General features: G+C 65.9%; 22 protein-coding genes. 19 read left to right on the top strand and 3 right to left on the bottom strand.

The window, feature by feature from the left end:
* Positions 1 to 65: 65 nt before the first annotated feature.
* Positions 66 to 734 carry a hypothetical protein gene (locus WS87_RS33655; RefSeq protein ID WP_159085689.1) on the top strand — a complete coding sequence of 223 codons (669 nt, stop codon included), beginning with the start codon at positions 66 to 68 and terminating at the stop codon, positions 732 to 734.
* Positions 735 to 925: 191 nt separating this feature from the next.
* Here WS87_RS33655 and queF read toward each other — a convergent pair whose 3' ends face one another.
* Entirely contained in the window at positions 926 to 1,750 is an 825-nt protein-coding gene (gene queF, locus WS87_RS15285; protein ID WP_059528217.1) for an NADPH-dependent 7-cyano-7-deazaguanine reductase QueF, read from the bottom strand.
* Between the two features lie 12 nt (positions 1,751 to 1,762).
* The gene (gene ilvA / locus WS87_RS15280) at positions 1,763 to 3,286 is read right to left on the bottom strand and encodes a threonine ammonia-lyase, biosynthetic (protein ID WP_059820394.1); all 1,524 of its coding nucleotides are present in this window, start codon (positions 3,284 to 3,286) and stop codon (positions 1,763 to 1,765) included.
* Positions 3,287 to 3,862: 576 nt separating this feature from the next.
* Between ilvA and WS87_RS15270 the strand changes: the two genes are divergently transcribed.
* From WS87_RS15270 to WS87_RS15185, 18 genes are all read left to right on the top strand, one after another.
* On the top strand, positions 3,863 to 7,879 hold the full coding sequence (locus WS87_RS15270; protein WP_059820393.1) for a DUF3683 domain-containing protein: 4,017 nt from the start codon (positions 3,863 to 3,865) through the stop codon (positions 7,877 to 7,879).
* An 87-nt stretch (positions 7,880 to 7,966) separates the two neighbouring features.
* Complete coding sequence (locus WS87_RS15265) at positions 7,967 to 8,410, top strand: HIT family protein (protein ID WP_044846840.1); 444 nt, start codon at positions 7,967 to 7,969, stop codon at positions 8,408 to 8,410.
* Positions 8,407 to 8,820, top strand: coding sequence for a gamma-butyrobetaine hydroxylase-like domain-containing protein (locus WS87_RS15260; RefSeq protein ID WP_011886002.1), 414 nt, complete (start codon positions 8,407 to 8,409; stop codon positions 8,818 to 8,820). The genes WS87_RS15265 and WS87_RS15260 overlap by 4 nt, the downstream gene beginning before the upstream one ends.
* A 52-nt stretch (positions 8,821 to 8,872) precedes the next feature.
* Entirely contained in the window at positions 8,873 to 9,604 is a 732-nt protein-coding gene (gene ubiE / locus WS87_RS15255) for a bifunctional demethylmenaquinone methyltransferase/2-methoxy-6-polyprenyl-1,4-benzoquinol methylase UbiE (protein ID WP_059528209.1), read from the top strand.
* 41 nt (positions 9,605 to 9,645) lie between these two features.
* A complete protein-coding gene (locus WS87_RS15250) occupies positions 9,646 to 10,671 on the top strand; it encodes a Tim44 domain-containing protein (RefSeq protein ID WP_059820392.1) in 1,026 nt (341 codons plus the stop codon).
* Positions 10,672 to 10,834: 163 nt separating this feature from the next.
* A complete protein-coding gene (locus WS87_RS15245) occupies positions 10,835 to 11,461 on the top strand; it encodes a ubiquinone biosynthesis accessory factor UbiJ (RefSeq protein WP_059820391.1) in 627 nt (208 codons plus the stop codon).
* A gap of 12 nt (positions 11,462 to 11,473) precedes the next feature.
* Positions 11,474 to 13,051, top strand: a complete 1,578-nt coding sequence (gene ubiB, locus WS87_RS15240) for a ubiquinone biosynthesis regulatory protein kinase UbiB (protein WP_059528200.1) — start codon at positions 11,474 to 11,476, stop codon at positions 13,049 to 13,051.
* A 17-nt stretch (positions 13,052 to 13,068) separates the two neighbouring features.
* The gene (locus WS87_RS15235; RefSeq protein WP_059820425.1) at positions 13,069 to 13,695 is read left to right on the top strand and encodes an SAM-dependent methyltransferase; all 627 of its coding nucleotides are present in this window, start codon (positions 13,069 to 13,071) and stop codon (positions 13,693 to 13,695) included.
* A 95-nt stretch (positions 13,696 to 13,790) separates the two neighbouring features.
* Complete coding sequence (locus WS87_RS15230; RefSeq protein ID WP_059690654.1) at positions 13,791 to 14,129, top strand: FmdB family zinc ribbon protein; 339 nt, start codon at positions 13,791 to 13,793, stop codon at positions 14,127 to 14,129.
* A 61-nt stretch (positions 14,130 to 14,190) separates the two neighbouring features.
* Complete coding sequence (locus WS87_RS15225; protein WP_006477842.1) at positions 14,191 to 14,841, top strand: DUF502 domain-containing protein; 651 nt, start codon at positions 14,191 to 14,193, stop codon at positions 14,839 to 14,841.
* Positions 14,842 to 14,908: 67 nt separating this feature from the next.
* The gene (gene aspS, locus WS87_RS15220) at positions 14,909 to 16,711 is read left to right on the top strand and encodes an aspartate--tRNA ligase (RefSeq protein ID WP_059820390.1); all 1,803 of its coding nucleotides are present in this window, start codon (positions 14,909 to 14,911) and stop codon (positions 16,709 to 16,711) included.
* A gap of 156 nt (positions 16,712 to 16,867) precedes the next feature.
* Entirely contained in the window at positions 16,868 to 17,362 is a 495-nt protein-coding gene (gene nudB, locus WS87_RS15215; protein ID WP_059528191.1) for a dihydroneopterin triphosphate diphosphatase, read from the top strand.
* Positions 17,359 to 18,633: a cardiolipin synthase ClsB gene (gene clsB, locus WS87_RS15210; RefSeq protein ID WP_059820389.1), complete on the top strand. Its 1,275-nt coding sequence runs from the start codon at positions 17,359 to 17,361 to the stop codon at positions 18,631 to 18,633. The genes nudB and clsB overlap by 4 nt, the downstream gene beginning before the upstream one ends.
* 201 nt (positions 18,634 to 18,834) lie before the next feature.
* On the top strand, positions 18,835 to 19,434 hold the full coding sequence (locus WS87_RS15205) for a TetR/AcrR family transcriptional regulator (RefSeq protein ID WP_006751498.1): 600 nt from the start codon (positions 18,835 to 18,837) through the stop codon (positions 19,432 to 19,434).
* A gap of 58 nt (positions 19,435 to 19,492) precedes the next feature.
* Positions 19,493 to 21,280, top strand: coding sequence for an acyl-CoA dehydrogenase C-terminal domain-containing protein (locus WS87_RS15200; protein ID WP_059690653.1), 1,788 nt, complete (start codon positions 19,493 to 19,495; stop codon positions 21,278 to 21,280).
* Between the two features lie 113 nt (positions 21,281 to 21,393).
* Positions 21,394 to 23,829 carry a 3-hydroxyacyl-CoA dehydrogenase/enoyl-CoA hydratase family protein gene (locus tag WS87_RS15195; protein ID WP_059820388.1) on the top strand — a complete coding sequence of 812 codons (2,436 nt, stop codon included), beginning with the start codon at positions 21,394 to 21,396 and terminating at the stop codon, positions 23,827 to 23,829.
* A 22-nt stretch (positions 23,830 to 23,851) separates the two neighbouring features.
* A complete protein-coding gene (locus tag WS87_RS15190) occupies positions 23,852 to 25,051 on the top strand; it encodes an acetyl-CoA C-acyltransferase (protein ID WP_059820387.1) in 1,200 nt (399 codons plus the stop codon).
* Positions 25,052 to 25,141: 90 nt separating this feature from the next.
* Entirely contained in the window at positions 25,142 to 25,909 is a 768-nt protein-coding gene (locus WS87_RS15185; protein WP_059820386.1) for an enoyl-CoA hydratase, read from the top strand.
* A gap of 22 nt (positions 25,910 to 25,931) precedes the next feature.
* Here WS87_RS15185 and fdhD read toward each other — a convergent pair whose 3' ends face one another.
* A complete protein-coding gene (gene fdhD, locus WS87_RS15180) occupies positions 25,932 to 26,756 on the bottom strand; it encodes a formate dehydrogenase accessory sulfurtransferase FdhD (RefSeq protein ID WP_059820424.1) in 825 nt (274 codons plus the stop codon).
* Between the last annotated feature and the right edge of the window lie 110 nt (positions 26,757 to 26,866).

Here is a 26,866-nt window from a genome sequence, read left to right as displayed (position 1 = left end):
CTGCGATCGGATACTCGCAAATATGCCACGCGAGCGCGGATCGCATACCTCTTGTGGGTGGTGCCATGCTTGTATTCTCGGCGCCGTTGACCTCTAATGAGAAAAAAATCTTTGGATCCGGATGGAAGGTTGCAACATATACAAGCGTGGGAGGGGATAAATTCAATCTTTTCCCGTTGGAGAAGTTAACTCGAGAAGGGGGGGTAATATTTGGAGATTATCTGCACCTAAGAGTATCTCCTACTGGGGGATACGCTGTTATAGACATAATCAGGGCTGGCTTTGTAGATCCCGGCATGTCCGGGAAGCCAGTGGTTCAGAGTAGACAATATTGTCCAGTCTTGGAAACAAAGACTGGTTGTATTGTGAGCAACCAGTCTGGCGAACTGTGTGCTGGGCAGTGGGAGAGACAAAGCGATCATTGGATCGTTCCGGGGTTGATGGATGATGCAAGCAACGGAATGCTTAGTCATCAATTTAAAGATGCAAACGCCTTATGGAATGGATATGTAAATTCTGTTGGAAAACCATTTCATCTTTCAATTCGTGAGGAGATTTATTCGGGTTTGGGAATTTATAATTTGATGGCATGCGATTTACCGAGGGCGGGTAATGTTGAGTCGTACAAAAACATTGCTGAGGAATTAAAAAGGGCTGGGGATGTTGTGGGGTCGGAATATATTATGAAGAGGCTTCAAGGTGTGGCGGTTCAGCATAATCAGAATGGGTTGTGAAAAGCTCGAGGTAGGAATCCTGAGCGTGTGTGCAGTCGAGTCTGGTGGAGAGGCTGCATCGCGTACAAAGCGTATGCGAAGTAACGCGACCGCGCTTCCCGCGCACAGGAAAACAGCCCGTTCGGCTTGTGCCGAACGGGCTGATTCGTTTGAGGTTCGCCGTGACTACCCGCGGCGTTCGCCGCCCTCCGTCACTGCCGCGCGGTCCGCGCGTTGTCCGGCATCGGCTGGTTATAGTTCGTGCGGAACGGATTGATGTCGAGCCCGCCGCGGCGCGTATAGCGCGCATACACCGCGAGCTTCACCGGTTTGCACGCATGCAGGATGTCGAGGAAGATCCGCTCGACGCATTGCTCGTGAAACCCCGTGTGGTTGCGGAACGAGATGATGTAGCGCAGCAGCCCCGCGTGATCGATCTGCGGCCCGACGTAGTGAATCTGCACGCTGCCCCAGTCGGGCTGGCCGGTGACCGGGCAGTTCGAGCGCAGCAGGTCGGACACGAGCGTTTCCTCGACCGGGGCTTCGTCCTCGGCCGCCGACAGCAGCGACGGATCGGGTTCGTACACGTCGGTGTCGAGGTCGAGCCGGTCGAGCGACAGCCCGTCGAGCTCCTCCATCTCGAGCTTGCCGAAATCGTGCGGCGACACGAGCTGCACCGACACGCTCGCGCCGCACGCGGCCGACACGTCGCGTTTCAGCACGTCGCGCACCGCGTCGACCGAGTCGAACTTCGATTGCGCGAACGAACCGAGATACAGCTTGAACGACTTCGATTCGACGATGTTCGGCGATTCGGCCGGCACGAAGAACGTCGCGACCGCGAGCTGCGGCTTGCCGCGCGCGTTGAGCCACGACAGCTCGTACGCGTTCCAGATGTCGGTGCCGAAGAACGGCGGCGCCGACGTGATGCCGAGCTGCTCGCGCGCCCCGGCGCGCGGGATCGGGAACAGCAGCGACGCGTCGTACTGCGCTGCGTAGACGGTCGCCTTGCCGAGCGGGGAATGTTCGGGATTCATTGCACGAAGCCTTTACGACAGGAAGAGGCGGTAAGCCGGATTGGCGCTCTCTTCGACATACGGATAGCCGAGCGCAGCGAGGAAGCGTTCGAATTCGGCGCGATCGGCCTGCGGCACCTGCAGCCCGACGAGGATCGAGCTGTAGTCCGCGCCCTGGTTGCGGTAGTGGAACAGGCTGATGTTCCAGTCCGGCGCCATCGACGACAGGAACTTCATCAGCGCGCCCGGCCGCTCCGGGAATTCAAAGCGGAACAGGCGTTCGTCGAGCGCGAGCGGCGAGCGGCCGCCCACCATGTAGCGGATGTGTTCCTTCGACAATTCGTCGTGCGTCAGGTCGACGGTCTTGAAGCCGTGCGACTCGAAGTTCGCGGCGATTTCGGCCGATTCGCCGCGACGCTTGATCTGCACGCCGACGAAGATGTGCGCGGATTGCGCATCGGCGATCCGGTAGTTGAACTCGGTCACGTTGCGATCGCCGACGAGCGAGCAGAAGCGCTTGAAGCTGCCGCGCTCCTCGGGGATCGTGACGGCGAACACGGCTTCGCGCGCCTCGCCGACTTCCGCGCGCTCGGCAACGAAGCGCATCCGGTCGAAGTTCATGTTCGCGCCGGACGTGACCGCGACGAGCGTCTGGTTCTCGATGCCTTCGCGTTCCGCGTAGCGTTTCGCGCCCGCGACCGCGAGCGCGCCGGACGGTTCGAGCACGCTGCGCGTATCCTGGAACACGTCCTTGATCGCGGCGCACAGCGCGTCGGTGTCGACCGTCAGCACGCCGTCGAGGAATTCGCGGCAGAGCCGGAAGGTTTCCTCGCCGACGAGCTTCACCGCGGTGCCGTCCGCGAACAGGCCGACCTCGCTCAGCTCGACGCGCTCGCCCTTCTGCAGCGATTGCGCCATCGCGCACGAATCCTCGGCCTGCACGCCGAATACCTTGATTTCCGGCCGCACCGCCTTGACGTAGGCCGCCACACCGGCCGCGAGCCCGCCGCCGCCGATCGGCACGAAGATCGCGTGAATCGGCCCCTGGTGCTGACGCAGGATTTCCATCGCGATCGTGCCCTGGCCGGCGATCACGTACGGATCGTCGAACGGGTGGACGAACGTGAGGTCGCGCTCCGCCTGCACCTTGACCGCGTGCGCGTACGCATCGCTGTACGACTCGCCCGCCTGAATCACCTCAACGCTCGGGCCGCCGTGCGCGCGTACCGCGTCGACCTTCACCTGCGGCGTCGTGACGGGCACGACGATCACGGCCTTGATGCCCATCCGTGCCGCCGAGAACGCGACGCCCTGCGCATGATTGCCGGCCGATGCCGTGATCACGCCGCGCGCGAGCGCGTCGGCCGGAATGTGCGCCATCTTGTTGTACGCGCCGCGCAGCTTGAACGAGAACACCGGCTGGTTGTCCTCGCGCTTCAGGTAGACGGGGTTGCGCAGTCGGGCCGACAGGTTGCGGGCGGGTTCGAGTTCCGTCTCGAGCGCGACGTCGTAGACGCGCGCGGTGAGGATTTTCTTCAGGTAATCGTGGGATGCCATGGGCGCTCGCGTGCGGTGCGGAAGCAGACGGTAAAAGATCAATGATAGCGCCAAGGGTCCGTCCGCACGCAAGCGGCATGCCGGGCGCGCGGTCGCGGAAGCGCGTCGGCGGGCGTGTTTGCCGCGCGGAGCGTCCCCTTTTTACCGGGTTAACCGCGTGGTTACCGACCGGACGGACGGCGAATGCAGGCGCGAAATCGCGCCGAAGCAGGCCCGGCGCGGGTTGCGGCGAAAGCCCCACGACCTGTCCGGCGTCTCACGGGCGGGCCGATCATGGGTTAGAATTCCGTTTTGAATCAAGGATCGGAAGATGCAGAGGCACCCTCGGATCGCCCCATTGAAGCCGACGCCGCGCGCAGCCAGCCCCGCGGCGGAGCGGCATGCGCGCCGCGCGCGATCGTGCTGATGGCTCCGAGTGCCGCCAGGCCCCGCCGGCCCGGAACGGTGAGTCCAAACCCGCTCCGGCCCCATGCGAGATAGTCGCGCGCCTGGCACCAGAACAGATTTCCCCAAGATTGCGCCTACGCGCTTGCCGACGCCCGTGCACGGTGTATCGGCCCTCCGAGTCGTCCGAACATGAACGCACCACAAGTTTTCGATCCGCATGGCGCGGCCGCCACCGTCGCCGCCGACCCCGCGCCCCGTCTGCGCGAGATTCCCTACAACTACACGTCCTTCTCCGACCGCGAGATCGTGATCCGCCTGCTCGGCGAGGAGGCGTGGTCGGTGCTCGACGAGCTGCGCGCCGAACGCCGCACGGGCCGCTCGGCACGGATGCTGTACGAAGTGCTCGGCGATATCTGGGTCGTGCGCCGCAATCCGTACCTGCAGGATGACCTGCTCGATAACCCGAAGCGCCGCGCGCTGCTGATCGAGGCGCTGAACCACCGCCTGACCGAGATCGGCAAGCGCCGCCGCGCCGACCTGACCGAGCACCGCGACGACGCGGGCCGCGAACGCGCCGGACGCGTCGAGATGCTGGAAGCCGCCGCGCAGCGCGCGGTCGACGAGTTCGCCGACGAATTCGACAAGATGGCCGACCTGCGCCGCCGTGCGACCAAGGCGCTCGGCCGCTGCACGCAGAAGGACAACATCCGCTTCGACGGGCTGTCGCGCGTGTCGCACGTGACCGACGCGACCGACTGGCGTGTCGAATACCCGTTCGTCGTGCTGACTCCCGATACCGAAGCCGAGATCGCGGGCCTGATCAAGGCGTGCTTCGAGCTCGGCCTGACCGTGATCCCGCGCGGCGGTGGCACCGGCTACACGGGCGGCGCGGTGCCGCTCACGCCGTTCTCCGCGGTGATCAACACCGAGAAGCTCGAACAGCTCGGCGCGGTCGAGCTCACCGAACTGCCGGGCGTCGCCCACAAGGTGCCGACGATCTTCTCCGGCGCGGGCGTCGTCACGCGCCGCGTGACGGAAGCGGCCGAAGCGGCCGGCTACGTGTTCGCGGTCGATCCGACCTCGCTGGACGCATCGTGCATCGGCGGCAACGTCGCGATGAACGCGGGCGGCAAGAAGGCCGTGCTGTGGGGCACCGCGCTCGACAACCTGGCCTGGTGGCGGATGGTCGACCCGGACGGCAACTGGCTCGAAGTCACGCGCCATGAGCACAACCAGGGCAAGATCCACGACATCGCGGTCGCGCGTTTCGAGCTGAAGTGGTTCGACGGCGCGTACGCGCCGGGCGAGAAGCTGCTGAAGAGCGAGATGCTCGAGATCGAAGGCCGCCGGTTCCGCAAGGAAGGCCTCGGCAAGGACGTCACCGACAAGTTCCTCGCCGGGCTGCCGGGCGTGCAGAAGGAAGGCTGCGACGGGCTGATCACGTCCGCGCGCTGGGTGCTGCACAAGATGCCCGCGCACACGCGCACCGTCTGTCTCGAATTCTTCGGCCAGGCGCGCGAGGCGATCCCGAGCATCGTCGAGATCAAGGATTACCTGTTCGAGACGTCGAAGCAGGGCGGCGCGATTCTCGCGGGCCTCGAGCACCTCGACGAGCGCTACCTGCGCGCGGTCGGCTATGCGACCAAGAGCAAGCGCAACGCATTCCCCAAGATGGTGCTGATCGGCGACATCGTCGGCGACGACGCCGATGCGGTCGCGCAGGCGACGTCCGAAGTGATCCGGATGGCGAACGGCAAGAGCGGCGAAGGCTTCGTCGCGATCAGCGCGGAGGCGCGCAAGCGCTTCTGGCTCGACCGCAGCCGCACGGCCGCGATCGCGAAGCACACCAACGCGTTCAAGATCAACGAGGACGTCGTCATCCCGCTGAACCGGATGGGCGAGTACACCGACGGCATCGAGCGGATCAACATCGAGCTGTCGCTGAAGAACAAGCTGCAACTGGTCGACGCGCTCGAAGCGTTCTTCCGCGCCGGCAACCTGCCGCTCGGCAAGACCGACGACGCGAACGAAATCCCGAGCGCCGAACTGCTCGAGGATCGCGTGCAGCAGGCGCTGGAGCTGCTCAAGCGCGTGCGTGCGCGCTGGGAATTCGTGCGCGACCGGCTCGACCAGCCGCTGCGCGAGGCACAGCACTATCTCGTGCAGCTCGGCTACGAGGCGCTCGCCGAGAAGTTCGCCGATCGCGCGGACGATCAGCCGGGCGCGACCGTGTTCCACGTCACGCAGGACCGTACGGTCCGCATCTCGTGGAAGCAGGAGATCCGCGCGGAGCTGCGCGCGATCTTCAACGGCGGCGCGTTCAAGCAGATCCTCGACGAGGCGCAGGCGATCCACAAGCTGGTGCTGCGCGGCCGGGTATTCGTCGCGCTGCACATGCACGCGGGTGACGGCAACGTCCACACCAACATCCCGGTCAACTCCGACAATTACGAGATGCTGCAGGATGCGCACGCGGCGGTCGCGCGCATCATGACGCTCGCACGCTCGCTCGACGGCGTGATTTCCGGCGAACACGGGATCGGCATCACGAAGCTCGAGTTCCTGACCGACGACGAGATCGCCGAATTCCGCGCGTACAAGCAGCGCGTCGACCCGAACGGCCGCTTCAACAAGGGCAAGCTGCTCGACGGCGCCGACCTGCGCAATGCATACACGCCGAGCTTCGGGCTGATGGGCTACGAGTCGCTGATCATGCAGCAGTCCGACATCGGCGCGATCGCCGATTCGGTGAAGGACTGCCTGCGCTGCGGCAAGTGCAAGCCGGTGTGCGCGACGCACGTGCCGCGCGCGAACCTCCTGTACAGCCCGCGCAACAAGATTCTCGCGACCTCGCTGCTGGTCGAGGCGTTCCTGTACGAGGAACAGACGCGCCGCGGCGTGTCGATCAAGCACTGGGACGAGTTCAACGACGTGGCCGACCACTGCACGGTGTGCCACAAGTGTGCGACGCCGTGCCCGGTGAAGATCGACTTCGGCGACGTCACGATGAACATGCGCAACCTGTTGCGCAAGATGGGCAAGAAGAAATTCAACGCCGGCAACGCGGCCGGCATGTTCTTCCTGAACGCGACCAATCCGCAGACGATCAACGCCGCGCGCAGCGTGATGATGGGCGTCGGCTACAAGGTGCAGCGCTTCGCGAACGACATGCTGAAGAAGGTCGTGACGAAGCAGACCCAGCATCCGCCGGCGACGGTCGGCAAGCCTCCCGTGGTCGAGCAGGTGATCCACTTCGTCAACAAGAAGATGCCGGGCAACCTGCCGAAGAAGACGGCGCGCGCGCTGCTCGACATCGAGGACAACAAGATCGTGCCGATCATCCGCAACCCGAAGTCGACGACCGTCGATTCGGAAGCGGTGTTCTACTTCCCGGGCTGCGGCTCCGAGCGTCTGTTCTCGCAGGTCGGCCTCGCGACGCAGGCGATGCTGTGGGAGGCGGGCGTGCAGACCGTGCTGCCGCCGGGCTACCTGTGCTGCGGCTATCCGCAGCGCGGCTCGGGCCAGTACGACAAGGCCGAGAAGATCGTCACCGACAACCGCGTGCTGTTCCACCGGGTCGCGAACACGCTGAACTACCTCGACATCAAGACGGTGGTCGTGTCGTGCGGCACCTGCTACGACCAGCTCGCGGGCTACGAATTCGACAAGATCTTCCCGGGCTGCCGGATCATCGACATCCACGAGTTCCTGCTCGAGAAGGGGATGAAGCTCGACGGCGTGACGGGCACCCGCTACATGTATCACGACCCGTGCCATACGCCGATCAAGACGATGGACCCGGTGAAGCTCGTCAACGAGCTGATGGGTACGGAGAAGGACGGCTACAAGATCGAGAAGAACGAGCGCTGCTGCGGCGAATCGGGCACGCTCGCGGTGACGCGTCCGGACATCTCGACGCAGGTTCGCTTCCGCAAGGAAGAGGAAATCCGCAAGGGCGCCGCGAAGCTGCGCAGCATCCCGGTCGTGGCCGGCGACACGCCGGCGCCCGCCGCGAACGGCCCGGACGTGAAGATCCTGACGAGCTGCCCGTCGTGCTTGCAGGGCCTGTCGCGCTACAACGAAGACGCGAACCTCGAGGCCGACTACATCGTGGTCGAGATCGCGCGCCAGGTGCTCGGCGAGAACTGGATGGCCGATTATGTCGCACATGCGAACAATGGCGGGATCGAGCGCGTGCTGGTCTAATGCGGGCATGACGGCCGCCCGGCCGGGCGAGGGATGAGAGCGGGCGCCTGCGCTGAAGCGCCGGCGCCCGTCTACATGGGAGCGACGATGGAATGCGTGTTTTGCCGTGAAGACGGCGGCGAGGTGCTCTGGCAGGACGATGCGCTGCGCGTCGTGCTTGCGACGGGCGAGCACGACTACCCGGGCTTCTGCCGGGTGATCTGGGGCACGCACGTGGCCGAGTTTTCCGATCTCGGCGAGCCCGAGCGGGCACATCTGATGCGCGTGGTCTACGCGGTGGAGCGGGCCGTGCGCCGCGTGATGCAGCCGAACAAGGTGAATCTCGCGAGCCTCGGCAACATGGTGCCGCACGTGCACTGGCACGTGATTCCGCGCTTCTCCAACGACGCCCATTTCCCGCAGCCCGTCTGGGCGCCGCGCCAGCGCAGCGTGTCCGAGGCACTGCTGCGCACGCGCGCGGCGCAGGCCTCGCTGCTGCACAATGCGGTGCGCGAGGAAATTCAACGCATGACCGATTCGAGGCAGCCATGAGCGGTTTGACTTCCACGACGCCGATTCCGTCCGGCGTCGTCGTGCACGCGGTGTCGCGCGTGCTCGAATTGCAGTACCCGAACGGTGAGAGCTACCGGATTCCGTTCGAACTGATGCGCGTTTATTCGCCGTCGGCCGAGGTGCGCGGCCACGGGCCGGGCCAGGAGACGCTGCAGACCGGCAAGCGCGAGGTGACGATCACCGCGCTCGAGGGCGTGGGCAACTACGCGCTGCAGCCGACGTTCTCGGACGGCCATTCGACCGGCATCTACTCGTGGGATCTGCTGTACGAACTGGCGACGCAGCAGGACGCGCTGTGGCGCGACTATTTCGACAAACTGAAGGCGGCGGGCGTCGAGCGCGACGCGCCGATGCAGGCGGCTCCCGCGCCTCACGGCCACTGCCACTGAAATCGACGGCGCCCGCTCGGCGCCGTCTTGCCATTTACTGAGGATCAACGCGATGAGCAAAACCCACTTCGGCTTCGAAAGCGTCGAGGAAACCGAAAAAGCGAAGAAAGTGGCGGGCGTGTTCCATTCGGTCGCGAGCAACTACGATCTGATGAACGACCTGATGTCGGCCGGCATGCACCGCGCGTGGAAGGCGTTCACGATCGCCCAGGCGAACGTGCGCCCCGGCTTCAAGGTGCTCGACATCGCGGCCGGCACGGGCGACCTGACCAAGGCGTTCGCGAAGGCGGCGGGCCCGACGGGCGAGGTCTGGCACACCGACATCAACGAATCGATGCTGCGCGTCGGTCGCGACCGGTTGCTCGACAAGGGCATCGTGACGCCGTCGCTGTTGTGCGACGCCGAGAAAATTCCCTTTCCCGACAACTACTTCGATGTCGTCACGGTCGCATTCGGGCTGCGCAACATGACGCACAAGGACGCCGCGCTGGCCGAGATGCGCCGCGTGGCGAAGCCCGGCGGCCGCGTGATGGTGCTGGAATTCTCGAAAGTCTGGGATCCGCTGAAAAAAGCGTACGATCTGTATTCTTTCAAAGTATTACCGTGGCTTGGCGACAAGTTCGCGAAAGATGCTGAAAGTTACAAGTATCTTGCTGAGTCTATCCGGATGCACCCCGATCAGGACACGCTGAAGACGATGATGGAACAAGCGGGCCTCGATGCCGTCAAATATTACAATTTGTCAGGTGGCGTGGTAGCGTTACACCTAGGAACCAAGTACTAAGGGGTTCTTTCCATACATTCGCCTTACATCTGGAGAAGCTGATGTCCGAATCGCGTTCGTTGTTCAACCGTAGCAAGCCGTCGAAGCCGTGGGCTCGACGGGTCGGCACGCTGCTGATGGTCGGCCTGCTCACGGCCGGCACGTTCGCATCGCTCGACGCTGAAGCCAAGCGCATGGGCGGCGGGCGCAGCATCGGCCGTCAAAGCTCCACCGTCACGCAGCGCCAGGCCACGCCGCCCGCGCAGCAGCCGATGCAGCAGGCCGCGCCGGCGCAGGCGCAGCGCGCGAATCCGGCCGCACCGGCTCCGGCCGCGCAGCCGAACCGCTCGCGCTGGCTCGGGCCGATCGCCGGTCTCGCGGCCGGCCTCGGCATCGCGGCGCTGCTGTCGCACTTCGGCCTGGGCGGCGCGTTCGCGAGCATGATGGCGAACGTCATCGTGATCGCCTTGCTCGCGATGGTCGGCATCTGGCTGATCCGCAAGTTCATGAACCGTCGCCGTGCGCACGAACCGGCGTACTCGGTGGGCGGCTCGGCATCGTCGTCGGGCGGCTACTCGCAGAGCCCGTCGTTTCAGCAAGGCAGCACCGGCAACAACTATGCCGGCAGCGGCAGCAGCTATGCGAACGAAGCGCAAGGCGTGTTCGGCGGCGGCGCAGCCGCCGCGGGCGCGATGGCGGCCGCGCCGCTGCAGGTGCCGGCCGGCTTCGACACCGAAGCGTTCCTGCGCAGCGCGAAGGTCTACTTCGTGCGCCTGCAGGCAGCCTGGGACCAGGGCAACCTGGCCGACATTCGCGAGTTCACGACGCCGGAAATGTTCGCCGAGATCAAGATCGACCTCGACTCGCGCGGCAACGAGGCGAACCAGACCGATGTCGTGCAGCTCGACGCGGAACTGGTCGCGATCGAGGATCGCGGCATCGAGCAGTCGGCGAGCGTGCGCTTCCACGGGCTGATCCGCGAATCGGCGAATGCGTCGGCGGCACCGTTCGACGAGGTGTGGAACCTGTCGAAGTCGGGCAGTCAGGGTTGGCTGCTCGCGGGTATCCAGCAGCTCAACACGCACTGAACGTGACCGGCGGCCGGCTTGCCGGCTGCCCGGGCGACGGCCGCCGCACTGCGACCGCTTGCCGCCCGGGTGTGCGGTTGGCCGCGGTCTGCCGACGATCCGACGTTACAATAGAAACCCGCGTGGGCGCCCGGCCCGCGCGGGTTTTTTCTTTCCCAGCCCGATGACCTTTGCCGCCAAGCCTTTTGCTGCTGCTGTCAATCACCTGCTCGCGCGCGAATCGTGGGCGCGCGACCGCCTGATCCCCTACGCGGGCAAGACCGCCCGGCTCGACGTGCCGCCCGTCACGCTCACGCTGCTCGTGCAGCCCGACGGCTATCTGTCCGCCGTGGAAGCGCACGATGCGCAACACGTCGATGTGTCGATCGCGCTCGCGGGCGACACCGTCGCCGCATTCCTGCAGGGCGGCCAGGCGGCCGTGATGAAGCACGTGAAGATCGAGGGCGACGCGGAGTTCGCGACGCAGATCGCGAAGCTGGCCGAGCACCTGCGCTGGGAACCTGAGGAAGATCTCGCGAAGCTGGTCGGCGACGCGGCGGCGCACCGGATCGCGACGGTCGTGCGCGACGCCGGCGCGCGCGCGCGCCGCACCGGCCGCAACGTGCTCGATTCCGTCGCCGAATACTGGCTCGACGAAAACCCGCAAGTCGTCCGGCGCACGGTGCTCGGCGGCTTCGACGCCGAACTGGCGCGCGCGCGCGATGCGCTCGCGCGGGTCGAGAAACGGGTCGAGCGACTCGAACAAAAAATCGGCGCGCGCACGGGCTCCAGCCCGCGCGGCGCGCACTGAGGGCCGCAGGGCATGCGCATTTTCCGTTTCATCAAGATTGTCTACACCGTCATCCGCTTTGGCCTCGACGAAGTGATGCTGTCCCGGATCGACGACCGGCGCGTGAAACTGCTGTTGCGGATCACGACGATCGGCCGCCGCTATTCCGATCCGCCCGCCGTGCGGCTGCGTCACGCGCTCGAAAGCCTCGGCCCGATCTTCGTGAAGTTCGGCCAGGTGCTGTCGACGCGCCGCGACCTGCTGTCGGTTGATTTCGCGAACGAACTCGCGAAGCTGCAGGACCAGGTGCCGCCGTTCGATTCGGCGGTCGCGATCGCGATCATCGAGAAGTCGCTCGGCGCGCCGGTCGACGAGCTGTTCGACGAATTCGAGCGCGAGCCGATCGCGAGCGCGTCGATCGCGCAGGTGCATTTCGCGAAGCTGAAGCAGGGCCCGCACGCGGGGAAGGCCGTCGCGGTCAAGGTGCTGCGCCCGAACATGCTACCGGTGATCGATTCGGACCTCGCGCTGATGCGCGACATCGCGACGTGGACGGAGCGCATGTGGGCCGACGGCCGGCGCCTGAAGCCGCGTGAAGTCGTCGCTGAATTCGACAAGTACCTGCACGACGAGCTGGACCTGATGCGCGAGGCCGCGAACGGCAGCCAGCTGCGCCGCAACTTCGCGGGCCTCGATCTGCTGCTCGTGCCCGAGATGTTCTGGGATTTCTCGACGTCGCAGGTGCTCGTGATGGAGCGCATGACCGGCGTGCCGATCAGCCAGGTCGAGACGCTGCGCTCGGCCGGCGTCGACATCAAGAAGCTCGCGCGCGAAGGCGTCGAGATCTTCTTCACGCAAGTGTTCCGCGACGGTTTCTTTCACGCGGACATGCATCCGGGCAACATCCAGGTGAGCCTCGATCCGAACACATTCGGCCGCTATATCGCGCTCGATTTCGGGATCGTCGGCGCGTTGTCGGATTTCGACAAGAACTACCTCGCGCAGAACTTCCTCGCGTTCTTCAAGCGCGACTACCACCGCGTCGCGACGCTGCACCTCGAATCGGGCTGGGTGCCACCCGAGACGCGTGTCGAGGAGCTGGAAAGCGCGATTCGCGCGGTGTGCGAGCCGTATTTCGACCGCGCGCTGAAGGACATCTCGCTTGGCCAGGTGCTGATGCGCCTGTTCTCGACGTCGCGCCGCTTCAACGTCGAGATCCAGCCGCAGCTCGTGCTGCTGCAGAAGACGATGCTGAACGTCGAGGGGCTCGGCCGTTCGCTCGATCCTGAACTCGACCTGTGGAAGACGGCCAAGCCGTATCTCGAGCGCTGGATGACCGAGCAGATCGGCCTGCGCGGTTGGTACGAGCGCTTCAAGGTCGAGGCGCCGCAGTGGAGCAAGACGCTGCCGCAACTGCCGCGCCTGATCCACCATGCGATGGCGGCACGCCACGACGCGCCGCGCGCGGCGAGCGAGGACCTGATGCGTCAGATCCTCGTCGAGCAGAAACGTACCAACCGGCTGCTGCAGGCATTGCTGATCTTCGGGCTTGCCGTCGGCGTCGGGGCGCTCGTCGCGCGCGTGCTGCTCGCGCTCGCGTACGGCGCATGAACGAAGGGAGCCGCGCGATGCCTGAACCGACACGACCGTCCGCACCGAGCGCCGCCGATTTCGCGACGCGTGACCCCGGCAACGCCGCGTTCTGGGACGAGCGTTTCGCGCGCGGCGTGACGCCGTGGGAATTCGGCGGCGTGCCCGACGGGTTTCGCGCGTTTGCGCAGCGCCTCGAGCCGTGTGCGGTGCTGATTCCCGGCTGCGGCAGCGCGCAGGAGGCCGGCTGGCTCGCGCAGGCCGGCTGGCCCGTGCGCGCGATCGATTTCTCGGCGCAGGCGGTGGCGACCGCGAAGGCGCTGCTCGGCGCGCATGCGGACGTCGTCGAGCAGGCCGATTTCTTCGGGTACCGACCGCCGTTCGACGTGCAGTGGGTGTACGAGCGTGCGTTCCTGTGCGCGCTGCCGCCGAGCCTGCGCGCCGGCTATGCGGCGCGGATGGCCGAATTGTTGCCGGCCGGAGCGTTGCTCGCCGGCTATTTCTTCGTGACTACGAAACCGAAGGGGCCGCCGTTCGGCATCGAGCGCGCCGAACTCGATGCGCTGCTCGCGCCGCACTTCGAACTGATCGAGGATCTGCCGGTGACCGATTCGCTGGCCGTGTTCGAAGGGCACGAGCGCTGGCTCACGTGGCGCCGTCGCTGAAGCCGGGGCGTCGCGGCCGTTGCCGGAGCGCGCCGGGGTTTCGGCTATAATTCAAGGTTTTGCAAGCCGTTTCCAGTTTCTGCGGGAAAAATATCATGCCGATCTACGCCTATCGATGCGAAGCGTGCGGTTTCGCGAAGGACGTGCTCCAGAAGATGAGCGACGCGCCGTTGTCGCAGTGCCCCGAATGCGGGAAGGATGCTTTTCGCAAGCAGGTCACCGCCGCCGGCTTCCAGCTGAAGGGCTCCGGCTGGTATGTCACCGATTTCCGCGGTGGCTCGGGCGGCACCAGCGCGCCGGCGACGGCGTCCGGCGACACGGCGGCAGCACCGGCCGCAGCGCCGGCGGCAGCCGCGCCCGCTGCCGCGAGCTCCGAAAGTACGACGACGAGCGCCGCGCCGGCCCCGGCTGCGGCGCCCGCCGCCGGCAGTTGACCGTCGCGGCCCGGCCGGGCCGCGACCAACCCGCGCTTCCGGCGCGGTTCATTGACGGCAGATGATGAAAAAGACGACCCTGAAAACGGTGTTCCTGACCGGCCTGCTGGTTCTCGTCCCGCTCGCGATCACGCTGTGGGTGCTCGGCCTCATCATCGGCACGATGGACCAGACGCTGCTGCTGCTGCCCGAATCGTGGCAGCCGGAGCGGATGCTCGGCTTCCACCTGCCGGGGATCGGCGCGGTGCTGACGCTCGCGTTCATCTTCGTCGTCGGGCTGGCCACGCAGAACTTCATCGGCCAGAAGCTCGTCACGTGGTGGAACGCGGTCGTGCGTCACATCCCGGTCGTCGGGCCGATCTACACGAGCGTCAAGCAGGTGTCGGACACGCTGCTGTCGAGCAGCGGCAACGCGTTCCGCAAGGCGCTGCTGATCGAATACCCGCGGCGCGGCTCGTATACGATCGCGTTTCTGACGGGCACGCCCGGCGGCGACGTGGTCAACCATCTGACGGAAGAGTACGTGAGCGTGTACGTGCCCACGACGCCGAACCCGACGTCGGGCTTCTTCCTGATGCTGCCGAAGAGCGAAGTCATCGAACTCGACATGTCGGTCGATGCCGCGCTCAAGTACATCGTCTCGATGGGCGTCGTGGCGCCTTCGGCGCCGGCTCCGGCGCCCGCCCGTCGTCCCGTCGAGCCGCCGCTGTAAGTAAAGAATCATCGCCCGGGCCGCGCGTTGCGGCACCCGTTGATCAAACCGAACGAAAGCAAACATCATGTCGATGCGTACTGAATACTGCGGTCTCGTGACCGAACACCTGCTGGGCCAAACCGTGTCGCTGTGCGGCTGGGTGCAGCGCCGCCGCGATCACGGCGGTGTGATCTTCATCGACCTGCGCGATCGTGAAGGCCTCGTGCAGGTGGTGTGCGACCCGGATCGCGCGGAAATGTTCGCGACCGCCGAAGGCGTGCGCAACGAGTTCTGCGTGCAGATCAAGGGCCTCGTGCGCAACCGTCCGGACGGCACGGTCAACGCCGGCCTGAAGAGCGGCAAGATCGAAGTGCTGTGCCACGAACTGAACGTGCTGAACGCGTCGGTCACGCCGCCGTTCCAGCTCGACGACGACAACCTGTCGGAAACGACGCGCCTCACGCACCGCGTGCTCGACCTGCGCCGTCCGCAGATGCAGCACAACCTGCGCCTGCGCTACCGCGTCGCGATCGAAGCACGCAAGTACCTCGACGAGCAGGGCTTCATCGACATCGAAACGCCGATGCTGACGAAGAGCACGCCGGAAGGCGCGCGCGACTACCTCGTGCCGTCGCGTGTGAACGCGGGCCAGTTCTTCGCACTGCCGCAGTCGCCGCAGCTGTTCAAGCAGCTGCTGATGGTCGCGAACTTCGACCGTTACTACCAGATCACCAAGTGCTTCCGCGACGAGGACCTCCGTGCCGATCGTCAGCCGGAATTCACGCAGATCGACTGCGAGACGTCGTTCCTCGGCGAGCAGGAAATCCGCGACCTGTTCGAAGACATGATCCGTCACATCTTCAAGACGACGATCGACGTCGAACTCGACGCGAAATTCCCGGTGATGCCTTACTCGGAAGCGATGGCGCGTTTCGGTTCGGACAAGCCGGACCTGCGCGTGCAGCTCGAATTCACCGAGCTGACCGACGCGATGAAGGACGTCGACTTCAAGGTGTTCAGCACGCCGGCCAACGCGAAGGACGGCCGTGTCGCGGCGCTGCGCGTGCCGAAGGGTGGCGAGCTGTCGCGCGGCGACATCGACGGTTACACGGAATTCGTGCGCATCTACGGCGCGAAGGGCCTCGCATGGATCAAGGTCAACGAGAAGGCGAAGGGCCGCGACGGCCTGCAAAGCCCGATCGTCAAGAACCTGCACGACGCGTCGATCGCAGCGATCCTCGAGCGCACCGGCGCTGAAGACGGCGACATCATCTTCTTCGCGGCCGACCGCGCGAAGGTCGTCAACGACAGCCTCGGCGCACTGCGCCTGAAGATCGGTCATTCGGAATTCGGCAAGGCGAACGGCCTCGTCCAGGCCGGCTGGAAGCCGCTGTGGGTCGTCGACTTCCCGATGTTCGAATACGACGACGAAGATGCGCGCTACGTCGCCGCGCACCACCCGTTCACCAGCCCGAAGGACGAGCACCTCGAGTACCTCGAGACCGATCCGGGCCGCTGCCTCGCGAAGGCGTACGACATGGTGCTGAACGGCTGGGAAATCGGCGGCGGCTCGGTGCGTATCCACCGTGAGGAAGTGCAGAGCAAGGTGTTCCGCGCGCTGAAGATCGGCGCGGAAGAAGCGCAACTGAAGTTCGGCTTCCTGCTGGACGCGCTGCAGTATGGCGCGCCGCCGCATGGCGGTATCGCATTCGGCCTCGACCGCATCGTCACGATGATGGCCGGCGCCGACTCGATCCGCGACGTGATCGCGTTCCCGAAGACGCAGCGTGCGCAGGATCTGCTCACGCAGGCGCCGAGCCCGGTCGACGAGCGTCAACTGCGCGAGCTGCACATCCGTCTGCGTCAGCCGGAACAGCCGAAGGCGTAACGCGTGCCACAGGTCGTGTGCGCGGCAACGCGTGCACGACATCCAGCGAAAAAGGCGCCGTGGTGCGCCTTTTTCGTTTTTTGCGGTACAGTCGCAGCACTTGCCGCACGTTCCGGCACAGGCCCGGCGCCCGGCCCTCTGCCGCATGAAACAAAGATGACGAAGCCGCCGAAAATCCCCGAATCCGTTCTCGTCGTGATCTATACGCCCGAACTCGACGTGCTGGTGATCAAGCGTGCCGACCAGCCCGATTTCTGGCAATCGGTGACCGGATCGAAGGACGCGCTCGACGAGCCGCTCGCGCTCACGGCCGCGCGCGAAGTCGCCGAGGAAACCGGCATCTCGGTCGGGTCGCACGACGTGCCGGCCACCGCGCTGATCGACTGGCACCACCGGATCGAATACAGCATCTATCCGCAATACCTGCATCGCTATGCGCCGGGCGTCACGCGCAACGTCGAGCACTGGTTCGGCCTGTGCGTGCCGCGCCGCGTCGACGTGACGTTGTCGCCGCGCGAGCATGTCGACCACGCGTGGTTGCCGTACCGCGAAGCGGCCGCGCGCTGCTTCTCGCCGTCGAACGCCGAGGCGATCCTGCAATTGCCCGTGCGCGTGTCGCTCGCGCGGGCGCCGCACGGCTCGTCCGCATGAATGCGGAAACCCGCAAGCGCTTCGCGCAATTGCGGCAAATGTTCCTGCAGGAGCGCGGCTCCGCGTCGCGGCTCGCGTTCACGGCCGGCAACACGGTGCGGCTCTGCGAGACCGGCAGCGAATTCTTCCACGCGCTGATCGAACGGATCAATGCGGCGCGCGAGCAGGTAATGCTCGAAACCTACATCTTCTGCGACGACGCGGCCGGCCGCCCGGTGTCGGATGCGCTGATTCGCGCGGCGCAGCGCGGCGTGCGCGTGCGCGTGATCACCGACGGCGTCGGCACCGCGCGCCTGCCGCTGTTCGATACGTGGGCCGAGGCCGGTGTCGAGCACTGCATCTACAACCGCTACCTGTTCGGCCGCTTCGGCTTCTCGCGCACGCACCGCAAGCTCGCGGTGATCGATCATGCGGTCGCGTTCTGCGGCGGCATCAACATCGTCGACGACTACGCGCAGGGCAGCGCGACGCTGCCGTTCCCGCGCTGGGATTTCGCGGTCGAGATGGCCGGGCCGGCGGTGTCGGACGTGCGCGCCGCGTTCGAACTGCAGTGGCACCGCATCCAGTTCGGCCACAAGCCGTACGCGCAGTACGCGGCCGGGCTGCACGGCGGCGAGGCGTTCCCGGATATGTTCCGGCGCTGGATGCGCAGCCACCGGTGGATCAAGGCCGGTGCGCTGCGGGTCGTGACGGAGCCGAGCGTCGCGTTCGTCGCGCGCGACAACGTCGTGAACCGCCGCGCGATCGAGAAGGCGTATCTCGCCGCGATCGGCCAGGCGCGCCAGCGGATCCTGCTCGCGAATCCGTATTTCATGCCGGGCCGCAAGCTGCGCCGCGCGCTGACGGGCGCCGCGCGCCGCGGCGTCGACGTGCGGATCCTGATCGGCCGCAACGAGTTCACGGCGCTCGATACGGCCGTGCCGTTCCTGTATCACGCGCTGCTGCGCGCGGGCGTGCGCGTGGCGGAATACGACAAGACGATCCTGCACGGCAAGGTTGCGGTGATCGACGACAACTGGGCGACCGTCGGCTCGTCGAACCTCGATGCGCTGAGCCTGATGCTGAACAATGAGGCGAATGTCGTGCTGGTGCGCTACGATGCGGTCACCAACGAACTGCGCGACGCAATCGCGGCCGCCTTCACCGAAGGCCGTGAAATCGACGCTGCCCGGTATGCCGCGCGGCCGCGCATCGAGCGCATGCTGAACTGGCTCGCATACAACACGTACCGCATCGTGATGAAGGCGCTGACGGTCGGTGGTTACGACTGACACGGACTAAGCATCCGCTTCAAAAATCTGTCCGCACGTTCGTGCGGAAAAGCCGCTCCGGTCCCGCCGGAATCGCGCAAAATAGCGGCTCGGTTAGACACCGGTTTCTAATAATTTCCTTGTTTCGCGAGCGGCCGCACTCAATAATAGTACGGCCGTTCGATTTTATTCGAACCCCCCCGAACGGTTACAGAAATAGCTATGCGAAAAGGCGAACAGACGCGTGCCGCGATACTCGAAGCTGCTTTGGACCTCGCCAGCCGTGACGGGCTGGAGGGGCTGACGATCGGCCTGCTGGCCGAGCGCATGCAGATGAGCAAGAGTGGTGTGTTCGCGCACTTCGGATCGCGCGAAGACCTGCAGGTCGAGGTCGTCCGCGAGTATCACCATCGTTTCGAAAACGAGGTGTTCTTTCCGAGCCTGCGCGAGCCGCGAGGCTTGCCGCGCCTTCGGGCGATGCTGGCCCGCTGGACGGAGAAGCGCATCCAGGAGGTGACGACCGGATGCATCTACATCAGCGGCGCCGTCGAGTACGACGACCGGCCTGACAGCCCCGTGCGCGAGCAGTTGATCGCGAGCGTGACGGCCTGGCGTGCTGCGATGCTGCGTGCCATTTCGCAGGCGAAGGAAGAAGGCCATCTGCGTGCGGATACGGATCCGGACCTGATGCTCTTCGAGTTGTACAGCTTCACGCTCGGCCTGCATCACGACGCACGATTCCTGCATTCGCCGGATGCCGTGCGCCTCACGTGGGCCGCGCTGGAAAAGACGATCGTTTCGTATCAGAGCGAGAGCCGTTAGCGGCGCGTGATCCGCCCGCCAGGAGCTCGAGCCGTTTTGCCCACCTTTGGAGAGAGTCATGGGACAGTACGCCGCGCCGCTGCGCGACATGCAATTCGTGTTGCACGAGCTTCTGAACGTCGAAGCCGAGGTCAAGCAAATGCCGCGGCACGCGGACCTCGACGCCGACACGATCAACCAGGTCCTCGAGGAGGCGGGCAAGTTTTGCTCCGAGGTACTGTTCCCGCTGAACCAGGTCGGCGACCGTGAAGGCTGCACGTATGAAGGCGACGGCGTCGTGAAGACCCCGACCGGCTTCAAGGAAGCGTATCGGCAGTACGTCGAGGCAGGCTGGCCGGCGCTCGGCTGCGATCCGGACTACGGCGGCCAGGGCCTGCCCGCGTTCGTGAACAACGCGCTCTACGAAATGCTTAATTCGGCGAACCAGGCATGGACGATGTATCCGGGCCTGTCGCACGGCGCCTACGAATGCCTGCACGCGCACGGCGCGCCGGAACTCCAGAAGCAGTATCTGCCGAAGCTCGTGTCGGGCGAATGGACGGGCACGATGTGCCTGACCGAGCCGCACTGCGGCACCGACCTCGGCATCCTGCGCACCAAGGCCGAACCGAACGGCGACGGCTCGTACTCGATCAGCGGCACGAAGATCTTCATCTCGAGCGGCGAGCACGACATGTCGAAGAACATCGTCCACCTCGTGCTCGCGCGCCTGCCGGACGCGCCCCAAGGCACGAAGGGGATCTCGCTGTTCATCGTGCCGAAGTTCGTTCCGGACGCCGCGGGCGAGCCGGGCGAGCGCAACGGCATCAAGTGCGGCTCGATCGAACACAAGATGGGCATCCACGGCAACTCGACGTGCGTGATGAACCTCGACAACGCGAAGGGCTGGATGGTCGGCGAGCCGAACAAGGGCCTTAACGCGATGTTCGTGATGATGAACGCCGCGCGCCTGGGCGTCGGCATGCAGGGCCTGGGCCTCACGGAAGTCGCGTACCAGAACTCGCTGACGTACGCGAAGGAGCGCCTGCAGATGCGCTCGCTGACGGGCCCGAAGGCACCGGACAAGCCGGCCGACCCGATCATCGTGCACCCGGACGTGCGCCGCATGCTGCTCACGCAGAAGGCCTACGCGGAAGGCGCGCGCGCATTCACGTACTGGTCCGCGCTGCAGATCGACAAGGAGCTGTCGCACGGTGACGAAGCGGTGCGCAAGGAAGCGGCCGACCTCGTCGCGCTGCTCACGCCGATCATCAAGGCGTTCCTGACCGACAACGCGTTCGAGTCGACCAACCACGCAATGCAGATCTACGGCGGCCACGGCTTCATCTCCGAGTGGGGCATGGAGCAGTACGTGCGCGACGCGCGGATCAACATGATCTACGAAGGCACGAACTCGATCCAGTCGCTCGACCTGCTGGGCCGCAAGGTGCTCGGCGACATGGGCGCGAAGCTGAAGAAGTTCGGCAAGCTCGTCACCGAATTCGCGGAAGCCGAAGGCGTGAAGCCGGAGATGGCCGAGTTCATCAACCCGCTCGCCGACATCGGCGACAAGGTGCAGAAGCTGACGATGGAAATCGGCATGAAGGCGATGCAGAACCCGGACGAAGTCGGCGCCGCCGCCGTGCCGTACCTGCGCACCGTCGGCCACCTCGTGTTCTCGTACTTCTGGGCGCGCATGGCGCGTCTCGCCCTCGACAAGGAAGCGTCGGGCGATCCGTTCTACAAGTCGAAGCTCGCGACCGCACGCTTCTATTTCGCACGCCTGCTGCCCGAGACGGCGGCGACGATCCGCGCCGCGCGCGCCGGCTCGAAGACGCTGATGGAAGTCGACGAATCGCTGTTCTGACGCGAGTCCGGGCGGTGCGCGCCGCGCGCCGCCCGAACGCAACGGTTCCTGGTACTCACTTCGCCGTGCAGCCCTCACAACCCGCGCTGCACGACATTATCCGGAGACATCCCGTGAGCAATTTCCTGATTCGCAAGGTCGCCGTGCTGGGCGCCGGCGTGATGGGCGCGCAGATCGCCGCGCACCTCGTCAACGCGCGCGTGCCGGTGCTGCTGTTCGACCTGCCGGCCAAGGAAGGCCCGAAAAACGCGATCGCGCTGAAGGCGATCGAGAATCTGAAGAAGCTGTCGCCCGCGCCGTTCGGCGTGAAGGACGACGCGAAATACCTCGAAGCCGCGAACTACGAAGACGACATCGCGAAGCTCGCCGAGTGCGACGTCGTGATCGAGGCGATCGCCGAGCGGATGGACTGGAAGCACGACCTGTACAAGAAGGTCGCGCCGCACATCGCACCGAACGCGATCTTCGCGACCAACACGTCGGGCCTGTCGATCACGAAGCTGTCCGAAGGTTTCTCGGACGAGCTGAAGTCGCGCTTCTGCGGCGTGCACTTCTTCAACCCGCCGCGCTACATGCACCTCGTTGAGCTGATCCCGACCGCGCACACGCGTCCGGAGATCCTCGACCAGCTCGAGACCTTCCTGACGAGCATCGTCGGCAAGGGCGTCGTGCGCGCGAAGGACACGCCGAACTTCATCGCGAACCGCGTCGGCATCTTCTCGATCCTCGCGGTGATCACCGAGGCCGCGAAGTTCGGCCTGCGCTTCGACGAAGTCGACGACCTGACGGGCAGCCGCCTCGGCCGCGCGAAGTCGGCGACGTTCCGCACCGCGGACGTGGTCGGCCTCGACACGATGGCGCACGTGATCAAGACGATGCAGGACAACCTCGCCGACGATCCGTTCTTCCCGGTCTACCAGACGCCCGCCGTGCTCGCCGAACTGGTGAAGCAGGGCGCGCTCGGCCAGAAGACGGGCGGCGGCTTCTACAAGAAGGAAGGCAAGGCGATCAAGGTGCTCGACGCGAAGACGGGCACGTACGTCGATTCGGGCGCGAAGGCGGATGAAACCGTCGGCCGCATCCTGAAGCGTCCGCCGGCGGAACGCCTGAAGCTGCTGCGCGAGACGGACCATCCGCACGCGCAGTTCCTGTGGTCGATCTTCCGTGACGTATTCCACTACATCGGCGTGCATCTCGAGTCGATCGCCGACAACGCGCGTGACGTCGACCTCGCGATCCGCTGGGGCTTCGGCTGGAACGAAGGCCCGTTCGAAGGCTGGCAGGCTGCCGGCTGGAAGCAGGTCGCCGAGTGGGTGCAGGAAGACATCGCGGCCGGCAAGGCGCTCGCGAACGTGCCGCTGCCGTCGTGGGTGCTCGAAGGCGCGGTTGCGGAGAAGGGCGGCGTGCACACGGCCGAAGGCTCGTGGGCGCCGGCGTCGAAGCGCTTCGTGCCGCGCTCCGATCTGGCCGTCTACGGCAAGCAGGTGTTCCGCGCGCCGCTCGTCGGCGAAGCCGGCGCCGATCCGAAGACGTACGGCAAGACGCTGTTCGAAACCGACGCCGTGCGTGCATGGGTCGACGATCGCGCAGGCGAGGACGACGTCGTGATCGTGTCGTTCAAGTCGAAGATGAACACGATCGGACCGAGCGTGATCGACGGCCTCGTGCAGGCGATCGAACTCGCGGAGAAGGACTACAAGGGCGTGGTGATCTGGCAGCCGACGTCGCTGAAGCTCGGCACGCCGGGCGGCCCGTTCTCGGCCGGTGCGAACCTCGAAGAGGCGATGCCCGCGTTCATGATGGGCGGCGCGAAGGGCATCGAGCCGTTCGTGAAGAAGTTCCAGGAAGGCATGCTGCGCGTGAAGTACGCGAACGTGCCGGTCGTCGCGGCCGTGTCGGGCATCGCGCTCGGCGGCGGGTGCGAGCTGATGCTGCACAGCGCGAAGCGTGTCGTGCACGTCGAGAGCTACATCGGTCTCGTCGAAGTCGGCGTCGGCCTCGTGCCGGCGGGCGGCGGCCTGAAGGAAGCGGCGCTGCGCGCGGCGGATGCGGCAACGGCCGCGAACGCGACCACCGACATCCTGAAGTTCGTCACGAAGTCGTTCGAGAACGCGGCGATGGCGAAGGTATCGTCGTCGGCGCACGATGCACGCGCGATGGGCTACCTGAAGCCGTCCGACACGATCATCTTCAACGTGTTCGAGCTGCTCGACACCGCGAAGAAGGAAGCACGCGCGCTGGCGGCCGTCGGCTACCGTGCGCCGCTGCGCGCGAAGGACGTGCCGGTCGCAGGCCGCTCGGCGATCGCGACGATCAAGGCATCGCTCGTCAACATGCGTGACGGCCGCTTCATCAGCGACCACGACTACCTGATCGCGAGCCGCATCGCCGAAGCCGTGTGCGGCGGCGACGTCGAAGCCGGCAGCCTCGTCGACGAGCAGTGGCTGCTCGCGCTCGAGCGCCACGCGTTCGTCGAGCTGCTCGGCACGCAGAAGACGCAGGAACGGATCATGGGCATGTTGCAGACCGGCAAGCCGGTGCGTAACTGAGCGAGCGGATAAGGAGCTTCAAATGAGCAAACAACTGCAAGACGCATACATCGTCGCCGCCAGCCGCACCCCGATCGGCAAGGCTCCGCGCGGTGTCTTCAAGAACACGCGCCCCGACGAGCTGCTGGTTCACGCGATCAGGTCGGCGGTCGCGCAGGTGCCCGGCCTCGATACCAAAGTGATCGAGGACGCGATCATCGGCTGCGCGATTCCGGAAGCCGAGCAGGGCCTGAACGTCGCCCGCATGGGCGCGCTGCTCGCGGGCCTGCCGCAGACGGTCGGCGGCGTGACGGTCAACCGCTTCTGCGCGTCGGGCATCACGGCGCTGGCGATGGCGGCGGACCGCATCCGCGTCGGCGAATCGGACGCGCTGCTCGCGGGCGGCTGCGAATCGATGAGCATGGTGCCGATGATGGGCAACAAGCCGTCGATGTCGCCGCACATCTTCGATCGCAGCGAGGATTTCGGCATTGCATACGGGATGGGCCTGACGGCCGAGCGCGTCGCCGAGCAGTGGAAGGTGAGCCGCGAAGACCAGGACGCATTCTCGGTCGAGTCGCACCGCAAGGCGCTCGCCGCGCAGCAGGCCGGCGAGTTCGGTGACGAAATCTCCGCATACACGATCACCGAGCGTTTCCCGAACCTCGCGACGGGCGAAGTCGACGTGAAGACGCGCGAGATCGCGCTCGACGAAGGTCCGCGCGCGGACACGTCGCTCGAAGGCCTCGCGAAGCTGCGCACGGTGTTCGCGAACAAGGGCTCGGTCACGGCCGGCAACAGCTCGCAGACGTCGGACGGCGCGGGCGCGCTGCTGGTCGTGTCGGAGAAGGTGCTCAAGGAATTCAACCTGACGCCGCTCGCGCGCTTCGTGAGCTTCGCGGTGCGTGGCGTGCCGCCGGAAATCATGGGCATCGGTCCGAAGGAAGCGATCCCGGCCGCGCTGAAGGCCGCGGGCCTGAAGCAGGACGATCTCGACTGGATCGAGCTGAACGAGGCATTCGCCGCGCAGTCGCTGGCGGTGATCCGCGATCTCGGCCTCGACCCGTCGAAGGTCAACCCGGTCGGCGGCGCGATCGCGCTCGGCCACCCGCTCGGCGCGACCGGCGCAATCCGCGCGGCGACCGTCGTGCATGGCCTGCGCCGCCGCAACCTGAAGTACGGGATGGTCACGATGTGCGTCGGCACCGGCATGGGTGCGGCGGGCATCATCGAACGCCTGTAAGCGGAGCGGGACAGTAGCGATCACGGTGCGCGGGCCACGAGCTTGCGCACCGTTTTTCATTCCGGAAGAGGAAAGTCAAAGGAGACGGTTGTGGCCGAAATTCAAGTGGAACGCGCCGACGGCGTGATGACGATCACGATCGCGCGCCCGGCGAAGAAGAACGCGCTGACGGCGGCGATGTACCAGACGATGGCCGATGCGCTCGCCGACGCGCAGGAAGACAAGGCGATCCGCGTGATTCTGCTGCGCGGCAGCGACGGCAACTTCAGCGCGGGGAACGATCTCGAGGATTTCCTGAAGGCGCCGCCGAAGGACGAGAACGCGTCGGTATTCCAGTTTCTCGCGCGGATCAGCGGCGCGACCAAGCCGATCGTCGCCGCGGTGCCGGGCATTGCGGTCGGTGTCGGCGTGACGATGCTGCTGCACTGCGATCTCGTCTACGCGGCCGACACAGCGGCATTCTCGCTGCCGTTCGCGCAGCTCGGGCTGTGCCCGGAAGCCGCATCGAGCGTGCTGCTGCCGCGCCTGGCCGGCCATCAGGTCGCCGCTGAAAAGCTGCTGCTCGGCGAAGCGTTCGACGCGCTGGAAGCGCACCGCATCGGCATCGTCAACCGCGTGCTGCCGGCCGCCGAGCTCGACGCATTCGCGGCGAAGCAGGCCGCGAAGCTCGCGGCGCTGCCGGCGTCGTCGCTGCGCGTGACGAAGGCGTTGCTGAAGGAGACGGGCGGGGTGGCCGTTGCCGCGCGGATGAACGAGGAAGCCGGCCACTTCTCCGCGATGCTGCGCGCGCCGGAAGCCCGCGAGGCGATGACCGCATTCTTCGAGAAGCGCAAGCCGGATTTCCGTCAGTTCGACTGACGCAGCGGCCGGGCGGCCGGCATCAGGCCGTGCCGTAATCGACGTGGCCGGTTTCGCGGCAGAAGCAGACCAGCCGCAGGCCGGCCGCCTTCGCGATCTCGATCGCGAGCGACGACGGCGCGGAGATCGTCGCGACCATCGGGATTCCGACCCGCGCCGACTTGCGCACGAGCTCGTAGCTCGCGCGGCTCGACAGGAACACGAAGCCGTCGGTCGCGTCGGCGCGCGACAGCACGAGCGAGCCGATCAGCTTGTCGAGCGCGTTGTGGCGGCCGACATCCTCGAACGCCATCCGGATCGCGCCTGTTGCGTCGCACCACGCGGCCGCGTGCAGGCCGCCGGTGAGTTGCGTGAGCGCCTGGTGCACTGGCAGCGCGTGGGCCGCGCGCGCGAGCGCGTCGGGCGCGAGGCGCGCGAGAAAGCCGGTGTCGGGCACCCGTTCGGGCGCGAGGTCGAGCAGGTCGATGCTCTCGATCCCGCACACGCCGCAGCCGGTACGCCCCGCGAGCGCGCGGCGACGGTCCTTCAGCGCGGCGAAAGCCTGCTGGACGACCTCCAGATGCACCTCCGCGTGCGGCAGCGATGCATCGGCGTGGAGGATCACCTCGATGTCCTTGATGTCGCTGCCGCGTTCGACGATCCCTTCCGAGATCGCGAAGCCGACCGCGAACGCCTCGAGGTCGCGCGGCGTGCACATCATCACCGCGTGCGAGATGCCGTTGAAGACCAGCGCGACCGGCCATTCCTGGCCGACGTAATCGTGCGCGGTTTCGACGGCGCCGCCGCGCGTGCGGCGCACGGACAGCTCGATCGCGCCGCGCGGTTCTTCTGTTTCAGTCGGTTTCACGAGCACTCCCGTTGATTCGAGGCAGGGCGGCGACGATCGTGTCCGCCGCTCGCGCGCAGAGGTTCTAAAATACCTCAGGCAGGCCGGCCGCGCCGGCATCCGCCACTCAG

The organism is Burkholderia sp. MSMB0856, assembly GCF_001524645.2.
Taxonomy (GTDB): domain Bacteria; phylum Pseudomonadota; class Gammaproteobacteria; order Burkholderiales; family Burkholderiaceae; genus Burkholderia; species Burkholderia diffusa.
Note: the sequence above shows the minus strand (reverse complement) of the source record. Positions and strands in the feature narration are given on the sequence as shown.

What these genes read in the sequence shown, in the direction of transcription:
- WS87_RS33655 (WP_159085689.1), top strand. Translation starts at nt 66, where the DNA reads ATGCTTGTATTCTCGGCGCCGTTGACCTCTAATGAGAAAAAAATCTTT.
- queF (WP_059528217.1), bottom strand. Translation starts at nt 1,750, where the DNA reads ATGAATCCCGAACATTCCCCGCTCGGCAAGGCGACCGTCTACGCAGCG.
- ilvA (WP_059820394.1), bottom strand. Translation starts at nt 3,286, where the DNA reads ATGGCATCCCACGATTACCTGAAGAAAATCCTCACCGCGCGCGTCTAC.
- WS87_RS15270 (WP_059820393.1), top strand. Translation starts at nt 3,863, where the DNA reads ATGAACGCACCACAAGTTTTCGATCCGCATGGCGCGGCCGCCACCGTC.
- WS87_RS15265 (WP_044846840.1), top strand. Translation starts at nt 7,967, where the DNA reads ATGGAATGCGTGTTTTGCCGTGAAGACGGCGGCGAGGTGCTCTGGCAG.
- WS87_RS15260 (WP_011886002.1), top strand. Translation starts at nt 8,407, where the DNA reads ATGAGCGGTTTGACTTCCACGACGCCGATTCCGTCCGGCGTCGTCGTG.
- ubiE (WP_059528209.1), top strand. Translation starts at nt 8,873, where the DNA reads ATGAGCAAAACCCACTTCGGCTTCGAAAGCGTCGAGGAAACCGAAAAA.
- WS87_RS15250 (WP_059820392.1), top strand. Translation starts at nt 9,646, where the DNA reads ATGTCCGAATCGCGTTCGTTGTTCAACCGTAGCAAGCCGTCGAAGCCG.
- WS87_RS15245 (WP_059820391.1), top strand. Translation starts at nt 10,835, where the DNA reads ATGACCTTTGCCGCCAAGCCTTTTGCTGCTGCTGTCAATCACCTGCTC.
- ubiB (WP_059528200.1), top strand. Translation starts at nt 11,474, where the DNA reads ATGCGCATTTTCCGTTTCATCAAGATTGTCTACACCGTCATCCGCTTT.
- WS87_RS15235 (WP_059820425.1), top strand. Translation starts at nt 13,069, where the DNA reads ATGCCTGAACCGACACGACCGTCCGCACCGAGCGCCGCCGATTTCGCG.
- WS87_RS15230 (WP_059690654.1), top strand. Translation starts at nt 13,791, where the DNA reads ATGCCGATCTACGCCTATCGATGCGAAGCGTGCGGTTTCGCGAAGGAC.
- WS87_RS15225 (WP_006477842.1), top strand. Translation starts at nt 14,191, where the DNA reads ATGATGAAAAAGACGACCCTGAAAACGGTGTTCCTGACCGGCCTGCTG.
- aspS (WP_059820390.1), top strand. Translation starts at nt 14,909, where the DNA reads ATGTCGATGCGTACTGAATACTGCGGTCTCGTGACCGAACACCTGCTG.
- nudB (WP_059528191.1), top strand. Translation starts at nt 16,868, where the DNA reads ATGACGAAGCCGCCGAAAATCCCCGAATCCGTTCTCGTCGTGATCTAT.
- clsB (WP_059820389.1), top strand. Translation starts at nt 17,359, where the DNA reads ATGAATGCGGAAACCCGCAAGCGCTTCGCGCAATTGCGGCAAATGTTC.
- WS87_RS15205 (WP_006751498.1), top strand. Translation starts at nt 18,835, where the DNA reads ATGCGAAAAGGCGAACAGACGCGTGCCGCGATACTCGAAGCTGCTTTG.
- WS87_RS15200 (WP_059690653.1), top strand. Translation starts at nt 19,493, where the DNA reads ATGGGACAGTACGCCGCGCCGCTGCGCGACATGCAATTCGTGTTGCAC.
- WS87_RS15190 (WP_059820387.1), top strand. Translation starts at nt 23,852, where the DNA reads ATGAGCAAACAACTGCAAGACGCATACATCGTCGCCGCCAGCCGCACC.